The 23,449-nt window shown below is 69.4% G+C and carries 24 protein-coding genes; 13 read left to right on the forward strand and 11 right to left on the reverse strand.

Going from position 1 to position 23,449, the window contains the following annotated elements; genetic code table 11:
- The first annotated feature begins 116 nt into the window (after positions 1–116).
- Positions 117–1,046, forward strand: coding sequence for a hypothetical protein (locus ACFY1E_RS44805; RefSeq protein ID WP_389087533.1), 930 nt, complete (start codon positions 117–119; stop codon positions 1,044–1,046).
- Positions 1,047–1,059: 13 nt separating this feature from the next.
- Here the strand turns inward: ACFY1E_RS44805 and ACFY1E_RS44810 are convergent, their stop codons facing one another.
- Both ACFY1E_RS44810 and ACFY1E_RS44815 read right to left on the reverse strand, forming a co-directional pair.
- Entirely contained in the window at positions 1,060–3,453 is a 2,394-nt protein-coding gene (locus tag ACFY1E_RS44810) for an HAD-IC family P-type ATPase (RefSeq protein WP_389087536.1), read from the reverse strand.
- 192 nt (positions 3,454–3,645) lie between these two features.
- Positions 3,646–3,924, reverse strand: a complete 279-nt coding sequence (locus ACFY1E_RS44815; protein WP_389087538.1) for a DUF2530 domain-containing protein — start codon at positions 3,922–3,924, stop codon at positions 3,646–3,648.
- 117 nt (positions 3,925–4,041) lie between these two features.
- On the opposite strand from ACFY1E_RS44815, the gene ACFY1E_RS44820 reads away from it, so the two are divergent.
- Positions 4,042–5,493 carry an NCS2 family permease gene (locus ACFY1E_RS44820; protein WP_389087540.1) on the forward strand — a complete coding sequence of 484 codons (1,452 nt, stop codon included), beginning with the start codon at positions 4,042–4,044 and terminating at the stop codon, positions 5,491–5,493.
- Here ACFY1E_RS44820 and ACFY1E_RS44825 read toward each other — a convergent pair.
- Positions 5,486–5,668 carry a ribbon-helix-helix protein, CopG family gene (locus ACFY1E_RS44825; protein WP_389087542.1) on the reverse strand — a complete coding sequence of 61 codons (183 nt, stop codon included), beginning with the start codon at positions 5,666–5,668 and terminating at the stop codon, positions 5,486–5,488. The two genes, ACFY1E_RS44820 and ACFY1E_RS44825, sit on opposite strands and share 8 nt — an antisense overlap.
- Positions 5,669–5,821: 153 nt before the next feature.
- Between ACFY1E_RS44825 and ACFY1E_RS44830 the strand changes: the two genes are divergently transcribed.
- Positions 5,822–6,259 (forward strand): MarR family transcriptional regulator, encoded by a 438-nt coding sequence (locus ACFY1E_RS44830; RefSeq protein ID WP_099929673.1) that lies wholly within the window; start codon positions 5,822–5,824, stop codon positions 6,257–6,259.
- A gap of 25 nt (positions 6,260–6,284) precedes the next feature.
- Positions 6,285–7,643 carry an MFS transporter gene (locus ACFY1E_RS44835; RefSeq protein ID WP_389087545.1) on the forward strand — a complete coding sequence of 453 codons (1,359 nt, stop codon included), beginning with the start codon at positions 6,285–6,287 and terminating at the stop codon, positions 7,641–7,643.
- Between the two features lie 10 nt (positions 7,644–7,653).
- On the opposite strand, the gene ACFY1E_RS44840 is transcribed toward ACFY1E_RS44835, so the two are convergent.
- Positions 7,654–8,241 (reverse strand): Uma2 family endonuclease, encoded by a 588-nt coding sequence (locus ACFY1E_RS44840; RefSeq protein ID WP_389087547.1) that lies wholly within the window; start codon positions 8,239–8,241, stop codon positions 7,654–7,656.
- A gap of 110 nt (positions 8,242–8,351) precedes the next feature.
- Here ACFY1E_RS44840 and thpR point away from each other — a divergent pair, with 110 nt between their 5' ends.
- The gene (gene thpR, locus ACFY1E_RS44845; RefSeq protein WP_389087549.1) at positions 8,352–8,924 is read left to right on the forward strand and encodes an RNA 2',3'-cyclic phosphodiesterase; all 573 of its coding nucleotides are present in this window, start codon (positions 8,352–8,354) and stop codon (positions 8,922–8,924) included.
- A gap of 239 nt (positions 8,925–9,163) precedes the next feature.
- On the opposite strand, the gene ACFY1E_RS44850 is transcribed toward thpR, so the two are convergent.
- Positions 9,164–10,156, reverse strand: coding sequence for an aldo/keto reductase (locus tag ACFY1E_RS44850; protein WP_389087552.1), 993 nt, complete (start codon positions 10,154–10,156; stop codon positions 9,164–9,166).
- A gap of 274 nt (positions 10,157–10,430) precedes the next feature.
- Here ACFY1E_RS44850 and ACFY1E_RS44855 point away from each other — a divergent pair, with 274 nt between their 5' ends.
- Complete coding sequence (locus ACFY1E_RS44855; protein WP_389087554.1) at positions 10,431–10,640, forward strand: hypothetical protein; 210 nt, start codon at positions 10,431–10,433, stop codon at positions 10,638–10,640.
- Between the two features lie 15 nt (positions 10,641–10,655).
- Positions 10,656–11,528 carry a DUF2637 domain-containing protein gene (locus ACFY1E_RS44860; RefSeq protein ID WP_389087556.1) on the forward strand — a complete coding sequence of 291 codons (873 nt, stop codon included), beginning with the start codon at positions 10,656–10,658 and terminating at the stop codon, positions 11,526–11,528.
- A 7-nt stretch (positions 11,529–11,535) separates the two neighbouring features.
- Here the strand turns inward: ACFY1E_RS44860 and ACFY1E_RS44865 are convergent, their stop codons facing one another.
- From ACFY1E_RS44865 to ACFY1E_RS44875, 3 genes are all read right to left on the reverse strand, one after another.
- The gene (locus ACFY1E_RS44865; RefSeq protein ID WP_389087558.1) at positions 11,536–12,141 is read right to left on the reverse strand and encodes a DinB family protein; all 606 of its coding nucleotides are present in this window, start codon (positions 12,139–12,141) and stop codon (positions 11,536–11,538) included.
- Between the two features lie 80 nt (positions 12,142–12,221).
- A complete protein-coding gene (locus tag ACFY1E_RS44870; RefSeq protein WP_389087561.1) occupies positions 12,222–12,806 on the reverse strand; it encodes a Uma2 family endonuclease in 585 nt (194 codons plus the stop codon).
- Between the two features lie 116 nt (positions 12,807–12,922).
- On the reverse strand, positions 12,923–13,597 hold the full coding sequence (locus ACFY1E_RS44875) for an SGNH/GDSL hydrolase family protein (RefSeq protein ID WP_389087563.1): 675 nt from the start codon (positions 13,595–13,597) through the stop codon (positions 12,923–12,925).
- A gap of 140 nt (positions 13,598–13,737) precedes the next feature.
- On the opposite strand from ACFY1E_RS44875, the gene ACFY1E_RS44880 reads away from it, so the two are divergent.
- Together ACFY1E_RS44880 and ACFY1E_RS44885 are read left to right on the forward strand one after the other, a co-directional pair.
- A complete protein-coding gene (locus ACFY1E_RS44880) occupies positions 13,738–14,721 on the forward strand; it encodes a WD40 repeat domain-containing protein (RefSeq protein ID WP_389087566.1) in 984 nt (327 codons plus the stop codon).
- Positions 14,722–14,833: 112 nt separating this feature from the next.
- Positions 14,834–16,357: a cellulase family glycosylhydrolase gene (locus ACFY1E_RS44885; RefSeq protein WP_389087568.1), complete on the forward strand. Its 1,524-nt coding sequence runs from the start codon at positions 14,834–14,836 to the stop codon at positions 16,355–16,357.
- 57 nt (positions 16,358–16,414) lie between these two features.
- Here the strand turns inward: ACFY1E_RS44885 and ACFY1E_RS44890 are convergent, their stop codons facing one another.
- A complete protein-coding gene (locus ACFY1E_RS44890) occupies positions 16,415–16,897 on the reverse strand; it encodes a hypothetical protein (protein ID WP_389087570.1) in 483 nt (160 codons plus the stop codon).
- A gap of 84 nt (positions 16,898–16,981) precedes the next feature.
- Positions 16,982–18,100: a phosphoserine transaminase gene (gene serC, locus ACFY1E_RS44895; RefSeq protein WP_389087573.1), complete on the reverse strand. Its 1,119-nt coding sequence runs from the start codon at positions 18,098–18,100 to the stop codon at positions 16,982–16,984.
- 159 nt (positions 18,101–18,259) lie between these two features.
- Between serC and ACFY1E_RS44900 the strand changes: the two genes are divergently transcribed.
- The 4 genes from ACFY1E_RS44900 to ACFY1E_RS44915 all read left to right on the forward strand — a co-directional run bounded on the left by ACFY1E_RS44900 (position 18,260) and on the right by ACFY1E_RS44915 (position 22,954).
- Positions 18,260–21,133, forward strand: a complete 2,874-nt coding sequence (locus tag ACFY1E_RS44900; RefSeq protein ID WP_389087575.1) for an FAD-binding and (Fe-S)-binding domain-containing protein — start codon at positions 18,260–18,262, stop codon at positions 21,131–21,133.
- A gap of 184 nt (positions 21,134–21,317) precedes the next feature.
- The gene (locus ACFY1E_RS44905) at positions 21,318–22,247 is read left to right on the forward strand and encodes a DMT family transporter (protein ID WP_389087577.1); all 930 of its coding nucleotides are present in this window, start codon (positions 21,318–21,320) and stop codon (positions 22,245–22,247) included.
- A gap of 87 nt (positions 22,248–22,334) precedes the next feature.
- Positions 22,335–22,697 carry a DUF6247 family protein gene (locus ACFY1E_RS44910; RefSeq protein ID WP_389087580.1) on the forward strand — a complete coding sequence of 121 codons (363 nt, stop codon included), beginning with the start codon at positions 22,335–22,337 and terminating at the stop codon, positions 22,695–22,697.
- The gene (locus tag ACFY1E_RS44915) at positions 22,694–22,954 is read left to right on the forward strand and encodes a hypothetical protein (protein ID WP_389087582.1); all 261 of its coding nucleotides are present in this window, start codon (positions 22,694–22,696) and stop codon (positions 22,952–22,954) included. The genes ACFY1E_RS44910 and ACFY1E_RS44915 overlap by 4 nt, the downstream gene beginning before the upstream one ends.
- A 65-nt stretch (positions 22,955–23,019) precedes the next feature.
- On the opposite strand, the gene ACFY1E_RS44920 is transcribed toward ACFY1E_RS44915, so the two are convergent.
- Positions 23,020–23,418, reverse strand: a complete 399-nt coding sequence (locus ACFY1E_RS44920; protein WP_389087585.1) for a DUF6234 family protein — start codon at positions 23,416–23,418, stop codon at positions 23,020–23,022.
- Positions 23,419–23,449: the final 31 nt, after the last annotated feature.

Raw genomic sequence — 23,449 nt, forward strand, 5'->3', positions numbered from 1 at the left:
GGGATTTGCAATATCCGCCGAAAATCGCCTTCGTCCGTACAACTTTTCACAACCGCCACGGATCTGATCACGCGAGCCAACAGGCTCCACGATCACTTTCTCCACTTGGGGAACACATGCGCATACGTGCCACCGTGGCCGCCGTCTCCGGCGCCCTGGCCATCTCCGCCTTCGCTCTGCCGGCCGCGCACGCCGCAGACTCCGCGGGCTCGTTCCGGGCGGACGTCGCGAAGGTTCTGCAGGCCGCCCACGCGGCCTCCGGCAAGACCGCGTTCAGCTCGTCCGCGGACGCTGAGCCCCAGCCGTACCCGCTGGACGCCACCTTCTCCAACTTCAAGATCGCCAAGGCGATCAAGGTGGGCACGACCGCCGACGTCTCCACCAAGGTCACCTACACCATGACCCACGGCGCAGATGTCGACATCACAGCCGACGACTTCCTGACCGCCCCCTTCATCTACCGGGGCGACTTCGACAACCTGGACACGCCCGCCCTGTTCGGCGACGACCCGGCCACCTGCACCGCCACCTCGGCCACCACCGCCACCTGCACGGGCCTCATCACCGCCCACCCGAGCGAGGGCGAACTGAGCAACTCGGAAGCGGGCACGTGGAAGGGCGCTGCCTTGGCCGTCGCCTTCAACGGGCAGGACCCGACCAGCGACACCTTCGACATCACCAAGGTCGGATACGCCGAGCAGGGCGACCTCGGCAGCACTCTCGTCCAGCGCAACTCCAGGCTGACGGTCAACGCCTCACCGGAGCCGGTGAAGAAGGGCAAGACCATCACCGTGGTCGGCAAGCTCTCCCGCGCCAACTGGGAGGACAACAAGTACCACGGCTACAGCACCCAGCCGGTGAAGCTGCAGTTCCGCAAGAAGGGCTCCAGCACCTACACCACGCTGAAGACCATCAAGACGAGCACCACGGGTGACCTGAAGACGACGACCACCGCCACGGTCGACGGCTACTACCGCTACTCCTTCGCGGGCACCTCGACCACCCCGGCGGTCAACGCCACGGGCGACTTCGTCGACGTGCAGTAAGCATCCTCACCCGCTAGGCGGGAAAGCGGCGGTCGACCACCCTCCACAGCAACTCCAGGGCGACCGCCGCCACCGCCGCGATGCCGACCGCGACCCACGGCATCGTCTCGCCGACCAGCTTCAGCGCGAAGAAGTGCTGGAGCTGCGGCACGATCAGCACGAAGAGGAACGCCACGCCCATCGAGGCCACCAGGGCGATCCGCCACCAGGTGTAGGGGCGGGCGATGATCGCCAGGACCCACATGGAGATCAGGAACAGGGTCAGCGTGGCGGCACTGGTCTCCGCGTCCAACTGGCCTGGCCCGGTGTAGTGGTGACGGGCGATCAGGTACGTCACGAAGGTGGCCACCGCGGCCACCACCCCGCCCGGGATCGAGTACCGCATCACCCGCCGTACGAAGTGGGGTTTCGCCCGTTCCTTGTTGGGGGCCAGGGCGAGGAAGAAGGCCGGGATGCCGATCGTCAAGGTCGACAGGAGCGTCAGGTGGCGCGGCAGGAACGGGTATTCCACCTGCCAGCACACCACCAGCACCGCCAGCAGCACCGAGTAGACCGTCTTCACCAGGAACAGGGTCGCCACCCGCGTGATGTTGCCGATGACCCGCCGGCCCTCCGCGACCACCGACGGCAGTGTGGCGAAGCTGTTGTTCAGCAGCACGATCTGGGCCACGGCCCGGGTGGCCTCGGACCCGGAGCCCATGGACACGCCGATGTCGGCGTCCTTCAACGCCAGTACGTCGTTCACGCCGTCGCCGGTCATCGCGACCGTGTGGCCGCGGGACTGCAGGGCGCCCACCATGTCCCGCTTCTGCTGCGGGGTGACCCGTCCGAACACCGTGCCCTTGTCGAGCGACTTCGCCATCTCCTCCTGCTCGGAGGGCAGGTGGCGGGCGTCCACGGTCGTGCCGGTCAGGCCCAGCTTGGCGGCGACCGCGCCGACCGACACGGCGTTGTCGCCGGAGATGACCTTGGCGTGGACGTCCTGGTCGGCGAAGTAGCGCAGGGTGTCCGCCGCGTCGGGGCGCAGGCGCTGTTCGAGGACGACGAGGGCGGCGGGCCTCGCCCCGTTCGCGGGCTCGGGATCGTCCAGGTCGCGGCCGGCCCGGGCGAGCAGCAGTACCCGTAGGCCCTGCTCGTTGAGCCGCCCGGTCTCCTTGAGGGCCGGATCGTCCGCGGCCAGCAGCACGTCGGGCGCCCCCAGCAGCCACGTGCTCGACTCGCCGTTGCCCTCGCTGAAGGTGGCGCCGCTGTACTTGCGGGCGGAGGAAAAAGGCAGCGCCTCGGTGCAGCGCCAGTCGTCGACGTCCGGGTAGGCGTCGATGATCGCCTGCAGGGAGGCGTTGGGGCGCGGGTCGGACTCGCCTAGGGCGCCGAGGACCTTGCGTACGTACGACTCGTCGGCGCCCTGCAGCGGCCTGAGCTCCGTGACGTCCATGCCGCCCTCGGTGAGGGTGCCGGTCTTGTCGAGGCAGACGGTGTCGATGCGGGCGAGGCCCTCGATGGCGGGGAGCTCCTGGACGAGGCACTGTTTTCGGCCAAGTCGTATGACGCCTATGGCGAAGGCGACCGAGGTCAGCAGCACCAGCCCTTCCGGAACCATCGGGACGATGCCGCCCACCGTCCGCGCGACCGAGTCCTTGAAGCCGTGCTGCTTCACCACCAGCTGGCTGATGACCAGGCCGAGCGCGGTCGGGATCATCATCCAGGTCACGTACTTGAGGATCGTCGAGATACCGGTGCGCAGCTCGGAGTGGACCAGGGTGAAGCGGGAGGCCTCCTCGGCGAGCTGCGCGGCGTAGGCCTCGCGGCCCACCTTGGTGGCCTTGAAGGCGCCGCCGCCGGCCACCACGAAGCTGCCCGACATGACCTGGTCCCCGGGTTTCTTGACCACCGGGTCGGCCTCACCGGTGAGCAGCGACTCGTCGATCTCCAGCCCGTCGGCCTCGACGCACACCCCGTCGACCACGGCCTTGTCCCCCGGCCCGATCTCGATCAGGTCGTCAAGGACGATCTCCGACGTACTGATCGCGGCGGCCACCCCGTCCCGCCGCACCGTGGGCCGCGCCTCCCCGATCACCGCGAGCGAGTCCAGGGTCTTCTTCGCCCGCCACTCCTGGATGATGCCGATGCCGGTGTTGGCGATGATCACGTACCCGAACAGGCTGTCCTGGAACGGCGCGACGAACAGCATGATCAGCCAGAGCACACCGATGATCGCGTTGAACCGGGTGAAGACGTTCGCCCGGACGATCTCGCCCATCGACCGGCTGCTGCGCACCGGAACGTCGTTGACCTGCCCCCGCGAGACCCGCTCGGCCACCTCGGCCGCGGTCAGCCCCCGCGCGGGCACCGGAACAGGAACGGGGTGCACAGGGTCGAGCTCCGCGCCCGCGTCGATGTGCGTCATGCATTCGACGGTACGTGCGGATTTACGCCTTCACCCGCCGAGTGCCCGGAAGATCCGACCTGGGGAGGAGCCAACTCGTGCGGTGGTAGTAGCTCCCCTCAGTCCGTCCGGCGTTTGAGGACGAGGCCCTTCAGGCCGAAAAGCGGGGTCTGGGGGCGCAGCCCCCAGCAGGGCCCGCACCACCGCCGGGTGCTATTCGGCCGCCGTCGCCCGTTCCGCCGCCCCCGTTGCGGCCGCCCGCTTGATCGCGGCGTCCCGCTTCCGGACGAACCAGACGCCGTACAGCCCGAGCACGCCACCCGTCAGGCATGTCCACAGCCACCACAGGTGCCCGTGGTCGTCGAACCAGCCGTAGAACGGAAGCTGCACCAGGAAGAGGACGAACCAGAGGATCGTGCCGCCGGTGATGGTGGCGACCACGGGGCCCTCAAGGGGCTCCGGCGCCTCGTGCTTGGGGGTCCACTTCGCCATGCGCACAGCTTACGAGGCGGACGTGTCTACGCGCGGAGATAGCGCCACCGAAGTCGTATGTTCATACTGAAACCGTTTGTGCACGGCGCTGTCTGCTTCTACTCGTAGGAACCTCCAATGTCCACCTCGGCCCCCGCCAAGGTCCCCACCCCCGAACACCCGGGGAAGGCGCCCGTCTCCGGCGCCCTCGACCGCTACTTCAAGATCTCCGAGCGGGGCAGCACCCTGCCGCGCGAGATCCGCGGCGGTTTCGCCACCTTCTTCGCGATGGCCTACATCATCGTGCTGAACCCGATCATCCTGGGCAGCGCGAAGGACATGTACGGGCACCAGCTCGACAACGGCCAGCTGGTCACGGCGACGGCGGTGACGGCGGCGTTCACGACCCTCCTCATGGGCGTCGTCGGCAACGTGCCGATCGCGCTCGCCGCCGGTCTCGGTGTGAACTCGGTCGTCGCGCTCCAGCTCGCTCCCCGGATGTCCTGGCCGGACGCCATGGGCATGGTGGTCCTGGCCGGCTTCATCGTGATGCTGCTGGTCGCCACCGGACTGCGCGAGCGCGTCATGAACGCGGTGCCCTACAGCCTGCGCAAGGCGATCTCCATCGGCATCGGCCTGTTCATCATGCTGATCGGCCTGGTCGACTCGGGCTTCGTCTCCCGGATCCCGGACGTCGCCCAGACCACCGTCCCGCTCCAGCTCGGCAGCACCGGACACCTCAACGGCTGGCCCGTCCTGGTCTTCATCCTGGGCGCGCTGCTCACCTTCGTACTGATCATCCGCAAGGTCTCCGGCGCGATCCTGATCTCGATCGTCACGATGACGGTCCTCGCGCTGATCATCGACGCCGTCGCGAAGATCCCGACCTGGGGCCTTACGACGCCGAAGTGGCCCGGCAACCCGGTCGCCACCCCGGACTTCGGTCTGATCGGAAAGGTCAGCCTGTTCGGCGGCTTCTCCCACGTCGGTGTGCTGACCGGCATCCTCTTCGTCTTCACCGTGCTGCTGTCGTGCTTCTTCGACGCGATGGGCACGATCATGGGCGTCAGCGACGAGGCAAAGCTGACCGACGCCCAGGGTTATATGCCGGGCATCAACAAGGTCCTGTTCATCGACGGCCTCGCGGTCGCGACGGGCGGCGCCAGCTCCTCCTCTGCCACCACCGCGTTCGTGGAGTCCACGGCGGGCGTCGGTGAAGGCGCCCGTACGGGCCTCGCGAACGTCGTCACCGGCGGTCTGTTCGCCATCGCCCTGTTCCTGACCCCCGTCGCCACGATGGTCCCGTCCCAGGCGGCCACCCCGGCCCTGCTCGCGGTGGGCTTCCTGATCCTGGCCGGCTCCGTCAAGGAGATCGACTGGGCCGACTACACGATCGCCATCCCCGCCTTCGTGACGATGGTGATGATGCCGTTCACCTACTCCATCACCAACGGCATCGGCATGGGCTTCATCACCTTCGTGGTGCTGCGTCTCGCGGCCGGCCGGGGCCGGGAGGTCCCGGTGGCGATGTACGTCGTCGCGGCGGTGTTCGGCTTCTACTACCTGATGCCCGCGCTCGGTCTCACGTGACGCCGTAGAACCTCTCGGTCTCCTCCACGGCGGACTGGAAGCGCTCGTCGAAGTCATCCCGAATGAGCGTCCGGACGACATAGTCCTGGACGCTCATTCCTCTTTTGGCGGCGTGGTGCCGGAGCCGTTCGAGCAGCTCTCCGTCTATCCGCAGGCTGAGCACAGTGGTCCCCATGCCTACGAGGGTCGCGGCACCCTTCGGTGCGGTGTGTCACGTTCCGCGTCTCGATCACCCAAATGAGTGATGTTCCGCTTCAGTGGCGCGTGTCACGGGCATTCGGAGCGTCCCACCTGGTCCTTAGCGAGAGTAATGAGTTACTCTAAATACATGTCGGACCTCAGCCATGGCGACGACGCTGCCGCCGTGAACTCCCTGCGATCAGCTGTCATGCGGCTGTCCCGTCGACTCAAGCACCAGCGGGTCGACGAGTCGCTCAGCCCCACCGAGATGTCGGTGCTGGGCACCCTCTCCAACTGCGGTAGCGCCACACCGGGCGAACTGGCCCGCAAGGAGCACGTGCAGCCGCCGTCGATGACCCGCATCGTCGCGCTGCTCGAGGCCAAGGGGCTGGTCCGGCTGGAGCCGCACCCCGAGGACCGGCGCCAGAAGGTCGTCACCAAGACCGAACAGGCCGAGGCCATGCTCGCGGAGAGCCGCGCCAAGCGGAACGCGTTCCTGGCCAGCCTGGTCGACGGCCTCGACGAGGACGAGTGGGCGAAACTCCGCGCCGCCGCCCCCGTGCTGGAGAAGCTCGCACACCTGTAAGCCGACAAAGAGGAGGCGAACCCTTTTGAGTACGGGACCCGGAGCAGCTTCCGCCCCCGCACCGACACCTACGACCCCCGCTTCACCCCCGCTCTCCCGCAAGTCCTCGATGTTCAGCTCGCTGAAGGTCAGGAACTACCGCCTGTTCTTCATGGGCCAGGTCGTCTCCAACATAGGCACCTGGATGCAGCGCATCGCCCAGGACTGGCTGGTCCTGAGCCTCACCGGCTCCGCCACGGCCGTCGGCGTCACGACGGCCCTGCAGTTCCTGCCGATGCTGTTCCTCGGCCTCTACGGCGGAGTCCTCGTCGACCGCCTGCCCAGGCGCCGCACGCTGCTCTTCACGCAGACCTCGATGGCCGCCACCGGTATCGCGCTCGCGGCGCTCACCCTCTCCGGCCATGTCCAGGTCTGGCACGTGTACCTCGCGGCCTTCGCCGTGGGCCTCGCGACGGTCGTCGACAACCCGGCCCGGCAGTCCTTCGTCTCCGAGATGGTCGGCCCGGACCAGCTGCAGAACGCGGTCAGCCTCAACTCCGCCAACTTCCAGTCCGCCCGGCTGGTCGGCCCCGCCGTGGCCGGCCTGATGATCACCGGCGTGGGCACCGGCTGGGCGTTCCTCTTCAACGGCCTGTCCTTCGTCGCCCCGATCGCCGGTCTGCTGCTGATGCGGGCGCGCGAGCTGTGCGTCGTCGAGCGGGCACCGCGCGGAAAGGGCCAGCTGCGGGAGGGACTCCGCTATGTTGCCGGGCGCCCCGACCTGATCTGGACGATCGTCCTGGTCGGGTTCATCGGCACCTTCGGCTTCAACTTCCCGGTCTACCTCTCGGCCTTCGCGGACGACGTCTTCCACGCGGGCGCCGGCTCCTACAGCCTCTTCAACACGCTGATGGCGGTCGGTTCACTGGCGGGCGCCCTGCTCGCCGCCCGGCGCGGCACCGCCCGTATGCGCGTCCTGATCGCGGCGGCGGTGGCCTTCGGCGCGATGGAGATCGTGGCCGCGACCGCCCCCTCGCTGTGGCTGTTCACCCTGCTGATGGCCCCGATCGGCATGTTCGGCATGACGGTCAACGTCACCGCCAACACCAGCATCCAGATGGCCACCGACCCGGCCATGCGCGGCCGGGTGATGGCCCTCTACATGATGGTCTTCCTCGGCGGATCCCCGATCGGCGCACCCATCGCCGGGTGGATCACGGATGCGTACGGCGTCCGGGCGGGCCTGGCCGTGGGCGGCGCGATCGCCACGGCGGCAGCCGTCAGCATCGGTGTGATCCTTGCCAGGGTCGGCGGACTGCGGCTGTCGGTCGGCTGGAACCGCGGTCATCCGGTCGTGCGGTTCGTGCCGCGGGAGCGGCGGGAGGAGCTGGCCGCGGCGGCGTAGAGCGGCCGGGTCAGTCGCGGGGGAACTCGTCGGTCTTGAGGACCAGGCCGACCGGAGTGCCGGTCAGGTCGATGTCTTCCCCGAAGGAGAAGCTGACGTCGCTGTGGTACTTGCCGTCCTTCGGCAGGGTGTGCAGGTGCCACTCGCCGGTGTACGGGTCCACGATCAGGTACACCGGTACTTCGGCTGCGGCGTAGGTGTCCTTCTTCGGGCCGTAGTCGTTGCCCGCCGTGTCCTTGGAGACGACCTCGGCCACGAATTCGACGTCCTGGTAGCGCCAGCGGCCCTTGCTGTCCTTGACCGACCGCTCGGCCATCGCGGCCAGGTCGCAGGCGAAGCCGTTCAGATGCCCGGGGAAGTCGATCCGCACGTCCGACGCCAACCGCTTACGGGGGTACTTGGCGCGCAGCTGCTCCGCGATACCGAAGATGATCTCCCAGTGGTTCTGCCGCTGCGGTGACATGAAGATGTTCCCCCCGACGATCTCGATCTTCGTACCCTCGGGGATGGGCATCTTCTCAAGGCACTCGAACAGGACGTCCAGCGTCAGCTCGCCGCACTCCTCGGCCATCTCGATCCTGTCGTCAAGGACGGTCATCGTGGCGCTCCTCCCCGGCTGCCGCTCGGTCACGGACAGCCGCGCAGTACAACGATACGCACGGTGACCGGGACACGCCCGGCTGACGGCACGGTGTGCAGACTGGCCTCATGAGACTCTTCGCCGCCGTGCTGCCCCCCGAGGGGGTCGTCGACGAACTCGCCACTGAGGTGGCGGAATTGAAGAAGCTGCCGCGAGCGGAGGCGCTTCGCTGGACGGCCCGGGAAGGGTGGCACTTCACGCTCGCGTTCTACGGCGAGGTCGACGACGGCCTCGTACCGGAGCTGTCGGCCCGGCTGAAGCGGACGGCACAGCGATCCGAGCCCTTTGCGCTGGCCCTGCGGGGCGGTGGCCAGTTCGGGCACGGGCGGGCGCTGTGGGTGGGCGCGGAGGGGGGACTGCCGGCCCTGGGGCTGCTCGCCGATCGCGCCGAGGCGGCCGGGCGGAAGGCGGGCGTGGACATGGGGGAGCACCGGAGGTACAAGGCGCATCTGACGGTGGCGCGGAGCCGGGACGCGGTGGACGTACGGCCGTATGTCGCCGCCCTCCGGGAGTTCACCAGCCGTACGTGGACGGTGGGGGACCTGGTCCTGGTGCGGAGCAGGCTGCCGAGGTCCGGGGTGCCGGGGGAGCAGCCGCGTTATGAGGCGGTCGCCCGTTGGGGGCTCGGGGGCGCCGGTTAGGCTCGATGCGTGGACCCGAAAACCCGGAACCGGATCATGGCCGGTGCGCTTGTTGTTCTGTTTGTCGTTGTCGCCCTGGCGGCTGCGCTCCGTAAGTAGGGCGGCTCTGCGGGGACACGCCGGGGAACTGCGCGTTCGTCGCCGGGTGCGGGTGGGTTGTGGCTGGTCGCGCCCACGCGGCGGAGCCGCATATCGAATGCAGCCCCGCCGCCCCTGTCGGGACGCTGCTGTTGCCGGCGCTACCAGGCGAACGCCTCCGGAGACGGGCCCGGGCCCGGGAAGATTTCGTCCAGGCCGGTCAGGAGCTCGTCGCTCAGTTCCAGCTCAGCCGCCCTGATCGCCGACTCCAGCTGTTCCGCCGTGCGCGGGCCCACGATCGGGCCGGTGACGCCGGGGCGGGTCAGGAGCCAGGCCAGGGCTGCCTCGCCCGGTTCCACGCCGTGCTTGTCGAGCAGGTCCTCGTACGCCTGGATCTGCGCGCGGATGGTGGTGTTGGCGAGGGCGTCCGCGGCCCGGCCGCTCGCCCGGCGCCCGCCCTCGACCTCCTTCTTGATCACACCGCCGAGCAGGCCGCCGTGCAGCGGAGACCAGGGGATGACCCCGAGGCCGTACTCCTGCGCGGCCGGGATGACCTCCATCTCGGCGCGGCGCTCGGCCAGGTTGTAGAGGCACTGCTCGCTGACCAGGCCGATGGTGCCGCCGCGGCGGGCGGCGATCTCGTTGGCCTGGGCGATCTTGTAGCCGGGGAAGTTCGAGGACCCGACGTAGAGGATCTTGCCCTGCTGGACCAGGACGTCGATCGCCTGCCAGATCTCCTCGAAGGGGGTGCGGCGGTCTACGTGGTGGAACTGGTAGACGTCGATGTGGTCGGTCTGCAGCCGCTTCAGGCTGGCGTCGACCGCGCGCCGGATGTTCAGCGCCGAGAGCTTGTCGTGGTTGGGCCAGGTCTCGCCGTCGGCGGCCATGTTGCCGTACACCTTGGTGGCGAGGACGACCTTGTCGCGGTGGGCCGCGCTCTTGGCGAACCAGTTGCCGATGATCTCTTCCGTACGGCCCTTGTTCTCGCCCCAGCCGTACACGTTGGCGGTGTCGAAGAAGTTGATGCCGGCGTCCAGCGCCGCGTCCATGATCGCGTGACTGTCGGCCTCGTCGGTCTGCGGTCCGAAGTTCATGGTGCCGAGGACCAGTCGGCTGACCTTGAGTCCCGTGCGTCCGAGCTGCGTGTACTCCATGACCACCCAGCCAACGACTTGGAGTGCGCTCTACGCAAGGGATTCTCCAGAAAATGATCTATCCCTTCAGATGATCTTTGCTGTGCGAGAAGAATTCAAAAGACAAACTGCTGGATTACAAGCGCTCTAGTCGATGTTTTCGTCGAATTGGCCTCACTCGTTTGCCGCGCATCCGGAGGAGGGGACGCGGCGTTAGCGGAATATGGCGAAAGCAAGGTTCCTTAACCCGTACCGTTCCGGAGCGACCGCGGAGGATCTGCCCCCCGCCCGTGCGGTGACAGTGGGGCGCTACACCTTCACGCCCGCCGCGGCGTACTCGGCGGCCGACGCGTGCGGCACCTTGCACGGGGACGGTGCGCGGATCGAACTGCAGGTCACCGGGACCCTCTTCAGCGAGTTCCTGGGAATCCTGGACACGGCTCAGGAGGAACTCGGGCGGCGGTGGAACGATCAGGGACGGTCCGGCTGCCACGCGGTTACATGACGGGGGCGGACCTCCATGAACGACGAATACCTGGATCTTTCCTTCACCCCGCACGAACGGTATCCCGGTGACTACCCCACCGGGCTGGCCACCGGCCGCCACCGGGGTCCTGCAGAGGACATGTACGCCACGGGCCCCCTGGTGGAGGGCTGGGACCCGGTCGAGGAACTCACGTCCCTCCTGCAGAACGCCGTGACGGCGGAGCAGACGGCCACCGTGTCGCCGCCGCCTCGTCGAGAGCCACCGCCGCCGTCCGACCTCGACTTCACGGGCGAGTCGATGGACAACCTGGCGAGGATCACCGCCGAGCTGCCACCCATCCGGCGCCGTACCGTCCGGCACCGGAAAGTGCGGTTCCGGCTGCGCTTCCGGTTCGGGTGGCTGCAGACCGTCAGCTTTCTGATCGCCGCGCTGGCCGCCGTGATCGTTTCGATGGTGAGCGTCTTCGGCGGCATGGTGGCCTATGCACCTCTGCGGCACGTCGCGTCGGCCACGCAGGGCGGAATACTGACCTGGTGGCCGCTTCTGGTCTACGGCCCCTGGATGGTGGCCTCGCTCTCCATCCTGCGCAGCGCCCTTCACCAACGCAGGGCCGTGCACTCCTGGTTCGTCGTTCTGCTCTTCTCCTTCCTTGCGATGTCACTCTGCGTGGCCGAAGCCGACAGGAGCTTCACCGGTATCGCCGCGGCGGCCCTGCCGACGCTCGCGTCCCTGGCCTGCTTCCAGCAACTGGTCCGTCAGATCACGCTGACCCGGCCGCCACGCAGGAACATCTCCCGCCACCGTCATCGCCAGACGCCCGCAAGTGCCAAGTCCCCTGCATCCAAGAGCGGTTCGGCCGCTTCGAAGCCGCGCCCCACCGGTGGCGGCACGGCCTCCCGAAGCTGAACGGGGATCAGGCCGGCTTCCCGTCGGCCTCCCGCGCCGCACGCTCCACCCGGTCCCGGTGGCTCTCCCACCAGGCCGCGTCGTCCGACGGCATGCTGTCGTTGCCCTGGTTCATCCCCACCGCGCCGTCCGTGAGTTCGCGGAGGATGTCGGCGTGCCCGGCGTGCCGGTGCGTGTCGGCGATCACGCGGACCACGACGTGGTGCAAGGTCACTTCGTCCCTGCCGTCGGGCCACCACGGCACCTTGCCGACCGCGTCCAGCGGCAGCGCGTCGATCGTCGCGTCCGCGTGTGCCCACACCCGGCGGTAGAGGTCCACGATGTACTCGCGGGACTCGTCGGCGGTGGCCCACATGTCCGCGTTGGGTTCACTGCTCGCTGCCATCCAGGGAAGCGGCCCGCCGGACAACGGCCGCCCGAAGGTGTCGCCGAGGTACCCCAGCTCCACGCCGGTCGCGTGCTTCACCAGGCCCAGGAGGTTGGTGCCGGTCGGTGTGCGCGGGCGGCGGATGTCGTACTCCGAGAGCCCTTCGAGCTTCCAGAGCAGGGCATCGCGGGCGGACTGCAGGTAGAAGTGCAGATCGGCCTTGGCGTCAGGGGTTGGGGAGGTCATGGGGGCAGTCTGCCGCCGGCGCGATCTTTGGTCACCGGCTTTTCCCGCAGGCTTTCCGCTGCCTGCGGGAGTCGCCGGGTTCAGTCGCGGGGGAACTCTTCGGTCTTGAGGGTGAGGCCCACAAGCGTGGTGGTCATGTCGACGTCGCCGCCGAAAGCGACGGACAGTTCGACGACGTATTCGCCGTCCTTCGGCTGGGTGTAGAGGTGGCACTTGCCCTGGTAGGGGTCGGCGATGAGGTAGACGGGGACTTCGGCGAGGGCGTAGGCGGTCTTCTTGGAGCCGTAGTCGTTGGCGGCCGTGCCCTTCGAGATGACCTCGGCGACGAACTCGACGTCCTCGCAGCGCCACAGCCCCTTGTCGTCCTTCTCGGCGCCCTCGGAGACAAGAGTCACATCGGATGCGAAGCCGTTGAGGTGCCCCGGATAGTCGACGCGGACGTCCGACTTCACGCGCTTGCGGGGGTACTTGGTGCGCAGTTGCTCGTAGATGTCGGCGATGATTTCCCAGTGCGTGTCCCGCTGCGGCGACATGAAGATGGCCCCCTCGACGATCTCGACCTTGTAGCCCTCGGGGGTGGTCCGCTCAAGCGAATCGAACAGGCTGTCCAGAGTCAGCTCGGCGCTGTGTTCGGCCATCTCGATCCTGTCTTCAAGGACGGTCATCGTGGCGCTCCTCCCCGGCTGCCCCACGGACAGGCACAGCCGCGCAGTACAACGATACGCACGGTGACCAGGACGCGCGGAGAGGAACACATGCCCGATCCCGGCGCCTTCGAGGGTCAGCCCGCGTAGGGCTCCCCGAAGTCCCAGGCCTGGTACATCGCGTCCGCGAACGCCCCCGCGATCTTCCGCTCGCCGCTCGCGTTCGGATGCGTGCCGTCATAGGTGTCGAGATCGATGTCGTACGACGGCGGGGGCGAGGCCAGCAGGAGCGGGGAGCGCGGCTCGTCCAGATCGGCGACCGTCTTCGCCAGCAGTTCGTTGAAGCGGGTCACCTGTGCGGCGAAGGGGGCGTCCGAGGTGGCGCGGACGTTCGGGATCACCGGCAGGACGACGATACGGATGCGCGGGTTGGCCGAGCGCGCCGCCGCCACGAAGCCGTGCACGTTCTCCGCCGTCTGCTCCGCGTTCGTGTAGAAGCCCAGGTCGATCAGGCCGAGGGAGACCAGCAGGACGTCCGCGCGGCAGGAGCGCACCGCCTCCCCGATCAGCGGCGCCATGTGCTGCCAGCCCTCACCCCAGCCCGCCAGATGAGCGCGCGGGAAGTCGGGGTCGGCGTATTCGTACGACACCGGCGCGTCCGCCGCCTTGTCGTAGAGCGTCTCGCGCGGACCGACCAGGGCGAACGGGGCGCCGTACGTCTCGCGCAGGTGCTCCCACATCCGGTAGCGCCATGTGTGCTCGCCCGCGCTTCCGATCGTCATGGAGTCGCCGACCGGCATGAACCTAAGCATCCGCTCATGATGGACGATCGGGGAGGGTTCAGGGAGGGACCAATGGGACGGGTGGGGTGTGAGGCCTGCCACGCGCCCCTGCCGGCCCCCTCCCCGCGCCCCGCCCGTGAACACCGGGCCGGGATGGCAGGCTTGGGGACATGCGCCGACCGTTCGCTCTCCTCGCCGGGGTCCTTCTCGTGGGCGCCTTCGCCGTGCCCGCATCCGCCGCCGACGGCGACGGCAAGGGTGACCAGGGGTTCACCATCAAGGACTCGCGCATCACCGAGTCCAGCGGCCTCGCCGCCTCCCGTCTGCACCCCGGCATCTACTGGACCCACAACGACAGCGACGACGGCCCGTACATCTACGCCGTCGACAGCAGCACAGGGAAGACGGTCGCCCGCGTCACCCTCAGCGGAATCGGTTCACCCCGCGATGTCGAGGCGATCTCCATCGGCCCCGGCAACCAGATCTACGTCGGCGACATCGGCGACAACCTCGGCGGCAAGTGGCCGTATGTGTGGATCTACCGGCTGCCCGAGCCGAAGAAACTGGTCGACCAGACCGTGCGGGCCACGCAGTACGTGGTCAAGTACACGGACGGGGCGCGCAACGCCGAGTCGCTCGTCGTCGATCCGAGGACCGGGCGCGCGTACATCATCGACAAGAACGAGAACGGCGGGCACCTGTACGAGGGGCCGGCCAAGCTCTCCGCCTCCGGCACGAACTACTTCAGGCCCGTCGCCACCGTCGACCTCTGGGCCACCGACGCCGCCATCTCCCCGGACGACAGGCAGCTCGCCGTGCGCGGCTACTTCGGCGGGATCTACTACGACTGGAACGGCGGCAGGATCGAACGCAAGGGGCGGCTGAACGTTCCGCTGCAGGGGCAGGGCGAGTCCATCACCTACTCCGTCGACGGCTCGAAGCTCATGTACGGCAGCGAGGGCGCCGACAGCTCCGTGCAGGCACAGGACGCCCCGGGCGGGGGCGGGAGTTCGAAGTCGCCCTCCGGGAGCGGGAGTGCCAGTGCCTCGGGCGGGAGCAGTGGCGGTGTGGGCGGCAACCTCAAGGTCGGCGCGCTCGCCGTCGCCGTCGCGGCGGCGGTGGTCTTCGGGATCCGGCGGCTGCTGCGCCGCTGACCGACGTCGTAGTTATTGACGTGTTCATGTGACGTCGCTTCCATGGAGATGCCGGGTTGTGGGAGCGCTCCCACTCGTTCCGGGCCCGCGCCTCCCGAGAGGAAACAGCGACATGTTCCGCAGCCTGCGAAGAGCGCTGTGCGCTGTTGCAGCGGCGCTCCTGTTACCGCTGGGGCTCGGTGCCTCCACAGCACACGCGGCCGCCGTCCCCGGCGCCGGCTACTGGCACACCAGCGGCCGTCAGATCCTCGACGCGGCCGGCCAGCCGGTCCGGATCGCCGGGATCAACTGGTTCGGCTTCGAGACCGGCAACCACGTCGTCCACGGCCTCTGGTCCCGCGACTACAAGTCCATGATCGACCAGATGAAGTCGCTGGGCTACAACACCATCCGGCTGCCCTACAGCGACGACATCTTCACATCGTCCACCGTCCCCAACAGCATCGACTTCAGCAGCGGCAAGAACGCCGATCTGCAGGGGCTCAGCTCCCTCCAGGTCATGGACAGGCTCGTGGCGTACGCCGGTCAGGACGGCCTCAAGGTCATCCTCGACCGGCACCGGCCGGACTCCGGCGGACAGTCGGCGCTCTGGTACACGGCGGCCGTCCCCGAGTCGACATGGATCGCCGATCTGAAGGCACTGGCGGCCCGCTACAAAGGCCAGGACACCGTCATCGGCATCGACCTGCACAACGAGCCCCACGATCCGGCCTGCTGGGGCTGCGGCGACACGGCGACCGACTGGCGGCTGGCCGCCGAGCGGGCCGGCAACGCGGTGCTCTCCGTCAACCCCGACCTGCTGATCTTCGTCGAGGGCGTGCAGACGTATGCCGGGGTGTCGGGGTGGTGGGGCGGCAACCTGATGGGCGTCGCCCAGTACCCGGTCCGGCTCGACGTGGCCAACCGGGTCGTGTACTCCGCCCACGACTACGCGACCAGCGTCGCCCAGCAGCCGTGGTTCAGCGATCCGGCGTTCCCCGCCAACATGCCGGGCGTCTGGGACAAGTACTGGGGTTACATCTTCAAGCAGAACATCGCGCCCGTGTGGGTCGGCGAGTTCGGTACGACGCTGGCCTCGGCCGTCGACCAGAAGTGGCTGGCGGCGCTGGTGAGCTATCTGCGGCCGACGTCGACGTACGGGGCCGACTCCTTCCACTGGACGTTCTGGTCCTGGAACCCCAACTCCGGTGACACGGGCGGGATCCTGAAGGACGACTGGACGACCGTCGACACGGCGAAGGACGGTTACCTGGCGAGCATCAAGGCGCCGCTCTTTCCCGGCACCGGCACGGGCGGCGGGGGTGGCGGGGGTGGCGGGGGTGGCGGCGGGAGCACGGCCGCGTGCTCGGCCTCCTACACCGTGAGCAGCGACTGGGGCAGCGGCTTCAACGCCGAGGTGAAGGTGACCAACACCGGGACGAGCGCGATCGGTTCCTGGAAGGTGACCTGGACCTGGAGCGGGTCACAGCAGGTCACGAACATGTGGAACGCGTCGTACACCCAGAGCGGTGCGACGGTGACCGCGGTGAACGCCGCTCACAACGGCAGTGTCCCGGCCGGTGGCTCGGTGAGCTTCGGGTTCGGGGGCGCGCCGGGCGGGGGTGCGGTGCCGAGCGTGAGCTGTACAGCGGCCTGAGCCAGGAACCAGGGGCGCCCGGTGCTCGCCGGGCGCCCTCGTCGTCGTGGCCGCAGCTCAGCCGCGTACCGGCATGATCCCGTGCAGCCGGCGTGGTTTGGGGGCGTCCAGCATGCTGACTCCGTTGTAGCGGCGGCCCCGGAGGAAGAGCACAGGAGCGGCTACGAAGGTGACGAAGACCGAGACGACGCTGATGGGGAAGAGCGTGGGGAGGGACTGGCCCTCGGGGAGGGTCTTTCCGCCCTCGTGGACGGCGTAGCCGAACGCCATGAGGAGCACGAGCACGGACAGGGCGGCCAACACCAGCAGAATGGTCGCGGTCCTTCGGGTCCGGGCCTCGTCGCGGACCTCGGCCAGCAGGGACGCCTCGCACTCGGGGCAGGTCAGCTCGACGGTGTGCTTGCCCGACGCCGGCCGGCGCACCCGGTAGATGCCGTCCCGCCAGGTGATCCTGCGGGTCCTGGTCAGGAAGCCCGTCGTCCTGTCGCTGAGGATGTGGCGCACCGCGACCTGCACGGTGCCCGGTATCGGTCTGTTCATGCCACGGCCGTACCCAACGCACAGGGCCCTGTCACCGACAGGGCCCTGCAACAAGTTACGGAACTACGGGGTTTGACGCGGGAGTTACAGCTTCTCGATCACGTAGTCGATGCACTTCGTCAGCGCCTCGACGTCCGCCGGGTCGATCGCCGGGAACATCGCGACGCGCAGCTGGTTGCGGCCGAGCTTGCGGTACGGCTCGGTGTCGACGATGCCGTTGGCGCGCAGCACCTTGGCGACGGCGGCCGCGTCCACCTCGTCGGTGAAGTCGATCGTGCCGATGACCGCCGAGCGCTTGGCCGGGTCGGTGACGAACGGGTTGGCGTACTTGATGTCCTCGGCCCAGCCGTAGAGCGTGCGGGCGGAGGTCGCCGTTCGGCGGACCGACCAGTCCAGGCCGCCCTGGCCGTTGAGCCACTCCAGCTGCTGGTTCAGCAGGAAGAGGGTGGCGAGGGCCGGGGTGTTGTACGTCTGGTTCTTGCGGGAGTTGTCGATCGCTGTGGGGAGGCTGAAGAACTCCGGGACGTGGCGGCCGGATGCGTGGATGCGCTCGGCGCGCTCGATCGCGGCGGGGGAGAAGATGCCGATCCACAGGCCGCCGTCGGAGGCGAAGGACTTCTGCGGGGCGAAGTAGTAGACGTCCGTCTCGGACACGTCCACCGGGAGGCCGCCGGCGCCGGAGGTGGCGTCGACCAGGACCAGGGCGCCCTCGTCGGCGCCCGCCACACGCTTGATCGGCATGGCGACGCCGGTGGACGTCTCGTTGTGGGTGAAGGCGTAGACGTCGACGCCCGCCTCGGCCTGCGGCTCCGGGTGCGTGCCCGGGTCGCTCGCGATGACGGTCGGCTCGGCCAGCCACGGGGCCAGCTTGGCCGCCTTCGCGAACTTCGAGGAGAACTCGCCGAAGTTGAGGTGCTGCGACTTGTTCTCGATCAGGCCGTGCGTCGCGATGTCCCAGAACGCGGTGGAGCCGCCGTTGCCGAGGACCACCTCGTAGCCCTCGGGGAGGGAGAACAGCTCACTGATGCCCTCGCGCACCTTGCCGACCAGGTTCTTGACCGGGGCCTGGCGGTGGGAGGTGCCGAGGAGGGAGGTACCGGTCGCGGCCAGCGCGTCCAGCGCTTCCGTCCGCACCTTGGAGGGGCCCGCGCCGAAACGTCCGTCGGCGGGCTTGATGTCAGCGGGAATCTGGATCTCAGCCACGGGGTGAGGTTAGCTCTTTCGCGAAACGTGGGTGAAACCTCGTCCGTCGGGTGAGACGGCGGTGTCGTGGACGTCGGAACTGGGGGCTGCGCCCCCAGACCCCCCTTCGGCCTGAACGGCCTCGTCCTCAAACGCCGGACGGGCTGAGAGGCTGGCCCCATGGCGGATCTCGAGGCACGTTTGCGCGAGGTTGTCCGGGGTGAGGTGCGGTTTGACGTGGCCGCCCGGGCACTGGTCACGATGGACGCGTCCAACTATCGGCGTGTCCCGCTGGGGGTGGTCGCCCCGAGGGACGCCGCCGACGTGGCCGCCGTGCTGGAGGTCTGCCGGGCGCACGGCGTGCCCGTCGTGCCGCGTGGTGGTGGCACCTCGATCGCCGGGCAGGCCACAGGTACCGGTGTCGTGCTGGACTTCACCCGGCACATGAACCGGATCGTCTCCCTGGACGCCGAGGCCCGTGCCGCTGTCGTCCAGCCGGGGCTGGTTCTGGACCGGTTGCAGGAGGCCGCCGCGCCGCACGGGCTCCGGTTCGGGCCCGATCCGTCCACGCACAGCCGCTGCACGCTCGGCGGGATGATCGGGAACAACTCGTGCGGCTCGCACTCGGTGGCGTGGGGGACCACCGCGGACAGCGTGCGGGAGCTGGACGTGGTCACCGGGAGCGGGGAGCGGCTGCGGCTCGGGCAGGGGTGGGCCGGGGCGCCGGACGGGCTGCGGGGACTGGTCGAGGGCGAGTTGGCGCGGCTGCGGACGGGGTTTCCGGAGCTGCCCCGGCGGATCTCCGGGTATGCGGTGGACGCGCTGCTGCCGGAGAAGGGGGCCGATGTCGCCCGTTCCTTCTGCGGGAGCGAGGGCACGCTGGGGGTGCTGACCGAGGCCGTCGTACGGCTCGTCGAGGCGCCGCGCGCGCGTGCGCTGGCCGTGCTGGCGTACGCCGACGAGAGTGCGGCGGCGGAGGCCGCGGCCGGGTTGCTGCCGTACGGGCCGTTGACGGTGGAGGGGATGGCGGCCGATCTGGTGCCGTCCACGGCGGGGCTGCCGCGCGGCGCGGCCTGGCTGTTCGTGGAGACCGGCGGGGAGACGGAGGCGGAGGCACGCGCGCGTGCCGAGGCGATCGTCCGGGCCGCCGATGTCGTCGACTCGCTCGTCGTCACCGATCCGGGCGGGCAGCGGGCGCTGTGGCGTATCCGCGAGGACGCCAGTGGGACGGCGACCCGGATGCCGGACGGGAGCGAGGCCTGGCCGGGCTGGGAGGACTGCGCGGTGCCGCCCGCGCGGCTCGGCGCCTATCTGCGGGACTTCAGGCGGCTGCTGACCTCCCACGGACTGCGCGGCACCCCGTACGGGCACTTCGGGGACGGCTGCATCCACGTCCGTATCGACTTCGACCTGCTGAGCGAGGCGGGTGTCGGCCGGTTCCGGCGGTTCTCGGAGGAACTCGCGGACGTGGTCGTGGCGCACGGCGGATCGCTGTCCGGGGAGCACGGGGACGGGCAGGCGCGGGCGGAACTGCTGCCGAGGATGTACGGCGAGGAGATGGTCGCCCTCTTCGAGCGGGTGAAGGGCGTCTGGGACCCGGACGACCTCCTCAACCCCGGCATGCTGGTCCGTCCGGCACCGCTCGACGCTGACCTCCGCTTCTCCGTGCTGCCGCGCGAGCCCGTCGATGTGGCCTTCGGGTACCCGGCGGACGGCGGCGACTTCTCCGCGGCCGTACGGCGCTGCGTGGGCGTCGCCAAGTGCCGTACGACCTCTGCGTCCGGGACGTCCGTCATGTGCCCGTCCTTCCGGGCGACCGGCGAGGAGGAGCACTCCACGCGCGGACGGGCCCGGCTGCTGCACGAGATGCTGGCCGGCGAGGTCGTCACCGATGGCTGGCGGTCGACGGAGGTGCGGGACGCGCTCGATCTGTGCCTGTCCTGCAAGGGATGCCGGTCCGACTGCCCGGTCGAGGTCGACATGGCCACGTACAAGGCGGAGTTCCTGCACCACCACTACGCGGGACGGCGCCGTCCGGCCGCGCACTACAGCATGGGATGGCTGCCGGTGTGGCTGCGGCTGGTGGACCGCACCCGCACCGCCCGGCTGGTCAACCTCTCCGCCTCCGTGGGCCCGTTGGCGGCGCTCGCCAAGCGGCTGGGCGGGATCGCGCCCGAGCGGCGGATTCCGCGGGTGGCGACCGAGAGGTTCACCCGGTGGTTCGGGCGCCGTGCGAGGGCGCGGCAGCGGCGGATGATCCGCGAGCTGGGACCGGAGTACGAGGAGTCCTCCGGCAGGCCTGTCCTGCTGTGGCCGGACACCTTCACGGAGCACCTCTCGCCGGAGGTGGGGAAGGCGGCCGTGCGGGTCTTGGAAGCGGCGGGGCTGAGGCCGGTCCCGCTGCCCAGGCTGCCCCGGCACCGCCCCGTCTGCTGCGGGCTGACCTACCTCTCGACCGGCCAACTCGATCGTGCCCGCGAGGTGTTGCGCCGCACCCTCGACCAGCTCGACGTCCTGGTCTCCTCCGACGCGGCCGAGACCCTCGCACCCCTCGTCGTCCTGGAGCCCAGCTGCGCCGCGGCCCTGCGCACGGACCTGCCGGAGCTGCTGCACGACGACCCGCGCGCCGCCCGCCTCGCCGCCTCGGTCATGACCTTCGCGGAGGCGCTGGAGCGGTACGCCCCCGACTGGGTGCCGCCCGCCCTCGACCGCCCGGTCACCGGGCAGACCCACTGCCACCAGCACGCGGTCCTCGGTGACGGCCCGGACCGCCGGCTGCGCGAGGCGGCGGGGCTCACCGGCGAGTTGGCGGGCGGATGCTGCGGTCTGGCGGGCAACTTCGGCTTCGAGAAGGGCCATTACGAGGTGTCGGTGGCCTGTGCGGAGGAACAGCTGCTGCCGGCGGTGCGGGACGCGGCTGAGGGGACGGTCGTGCTGGCGGACGGGTTCTCCTGCCGGACGCAGTTGGAGCAGCTCGCCGGGGTGCGCGGAAGGCACCTGGCCGAGGTGTTGGCGGACGGACTGGGGAAGGGGCGCTCGCTCCCGGCTTCATAAGGCCCCCTCTTCCGATCTCTTCCGTGACGAGGTCGGCCCTGGTCCGGCATCCGAGGCTGCCGTGTCCACCATTCAGGACAGTCGCAAAACGGGTTCACACGCCTGACCGAGTCCACTACCCTGGACCTGGCAGTGCATCGAGATGAACAAGTCGTGAACCCCGAGCCGAGCACCTGGACCGCCCGTGACCAGCCCCAGCACCACCACCTCTCCGTCAGCGGTGCACACCCCGACGGCACCGCACCGACGAGGCTCCCTCGGCCCGGTCGGCCTGGTCCTGGCCGGCGGTGTGTCGGTGCAGTTCGGCGCCGCCCTGGCGGTGAACCTGATGCCGCGGGCGGGCGCGCTCGGCGTGGTCACCCTCCGCCTCCTCGCCGCGGCCGTGGTGCTGCTGCTGGTCTGCCGGCCCCGGCTGCGCGGCCACTCGCGCACCGACTGGGGCACGGTGATCGTCTTCGGTGTCACCCTGGGCACGATGAACGGCCTCTTCTACCAGGCGGTCGACCGCATCCCGCTCGGCCCGGCGGTCACCCTGGAGGTCCTCGGCCCGCTCGCCCTGTCGGTCCTGACCTCCCGCCGCGCGCTCAACGTCGTCTGGGCCGGACTCGCCCTCACCGGTGTCTTCCTGCTCGGCGGCGGAGGCTTCGACGGCCTCGACCCCCTCGGCGTCGCCTTCGCGCTGGGCGCGGGCGCCATGTGGGCGGCGTACATCGTCTTCAGTGCGCGTACGGGCCGACGGTTCCCGCAGGCGGACGGGCTGGCGCTGGCCATGGCGGTCGGGGCGCTGCTCATGCTCCCGCTGGGGATCGCCGAATCCGGCGCGAAGCTCATCGACCCGACGACGATCGCGCTGGGCTCGGCAGTGGCCATCATGTCCTCGGTGCTCCCGTACACCCTGGAACTCCTGGCCCTGCGCAGCCTCCCCGCATCCACCTTCGCGATCATGATGAGCCTGGAACCGGCCCTCGCAGCGACCGCCGGCTTCCTCATCCTGGGTCAGTCCCTCTCCGCCTGGCAGGCCGCCGCCATCGCCCTGGTCATCGGGGCGAGCATGGGGGCGGTGCGGACGCAGGTGGGGCGGGGGCGGGCGAAGGCGCCAGAGGTGGATTTCTGACGGTTGACGGGGCGTGGTTGGGTGCGGCGGCATTAGAGTCGGGCTCGTGGTGGGGAACGAGGACGCGGGGCGAGGAGGGAACGGCGCATGAGTCTGCAGCACACCGAGGCGTCGGGAGACGCGCCGCTGATCCCCCGACCCGAGCGCACCCCGGCAGCGTTGCGCGCTGCCTGTGCCGTCGTTGCTCCTCAGCTGGTGGCCGCGTACGACCGAGCCAAGGACCAGGCACTTGCGGAAGCCGTCGCACACGGCTCGTTGGGGCCCGTTCACGCGTACCTTGCCCACTGGGCGGCCCTGATCGAGATCGAGCGACATCCCGGGGCGGCAAAGGCGTACCACCGCGCCGAGTATCTCGGCCACATCGCGGCAGAGCCGACTGAGGCCCGCGAACACCTGACCGTCGCCAGCGACATCTATCGCGCCGCGGCCGAAGCGGTGCGCGTGGAGTGAACTGGCACTGGGAGTACGTCCCGGACGAGGAAACCGTGGCGGCCGGGGCGCCGCCCGAGTTCCTGGCCGAGGTGGAGAAGAAAGCCGATGAACTGGTCCGGGCCGCCGAAGCCCTCTATCTCCACGGGCCGGACTATCAGGGAGCGGACGAGGGGGCGAAGCACGCTTTCGTGGCCGGCGGCTTCTTCGTCTACATGATCACTCCGCGTTCGGAACTCATCACCATCTGGCAAGCAACCCCTGATCCGCTCAGCTGAAGGGATGGCGGCGCGCCGGGCGTGGCGCGCCTCATTTTCAGCGTTTCGCGTCCAGCAATTCGCGTTCAGCAGTTCGCGCTGTAGCGGACGCAGCCGGGCGGTGGGGAGTGGTCGTGGTTCCACTCGCGATGCGCGGCCGTCAGCGCTCCGCCGGCCAGGAGGGCCACCAGCAGGTGTGCGACCACGGTCCAGCGGGCACGGAAGACTCCCGCGACGACCGCCGGCACGAGTACGGCGATCTGCAGTTCCTGTAACCGGTCCATGTGCGCGAGGGCAGCCGCGTCGATCCGCGCCTGGTCGCCCTGCGCCGCCCATACCTCCAGCCCGTAGCCGTACATCCAGTCCAGCACGAGCCACCCGGCCTCCAGCAGGAACAGCGGGATCGCGAGGGCGAGGTCCACGCCCAGCCGCGTTCTGCGCGACCAGGGCCACCGGCGGGCCGGGCGTACGAGGGTGTCGGTCATGCGTGCAGCGTGCCGCGCCGGGCGGTGGCGC

Origin of the sequence: Streptomyces sp. NPDC001604, from assembly GCF_042893475.1 — a bacterium.
Lineage (GTDB): Bacteria > Actinomycetota > Actinomycetes > Streptomycetales > Streptomycetaceae > Streptomyces.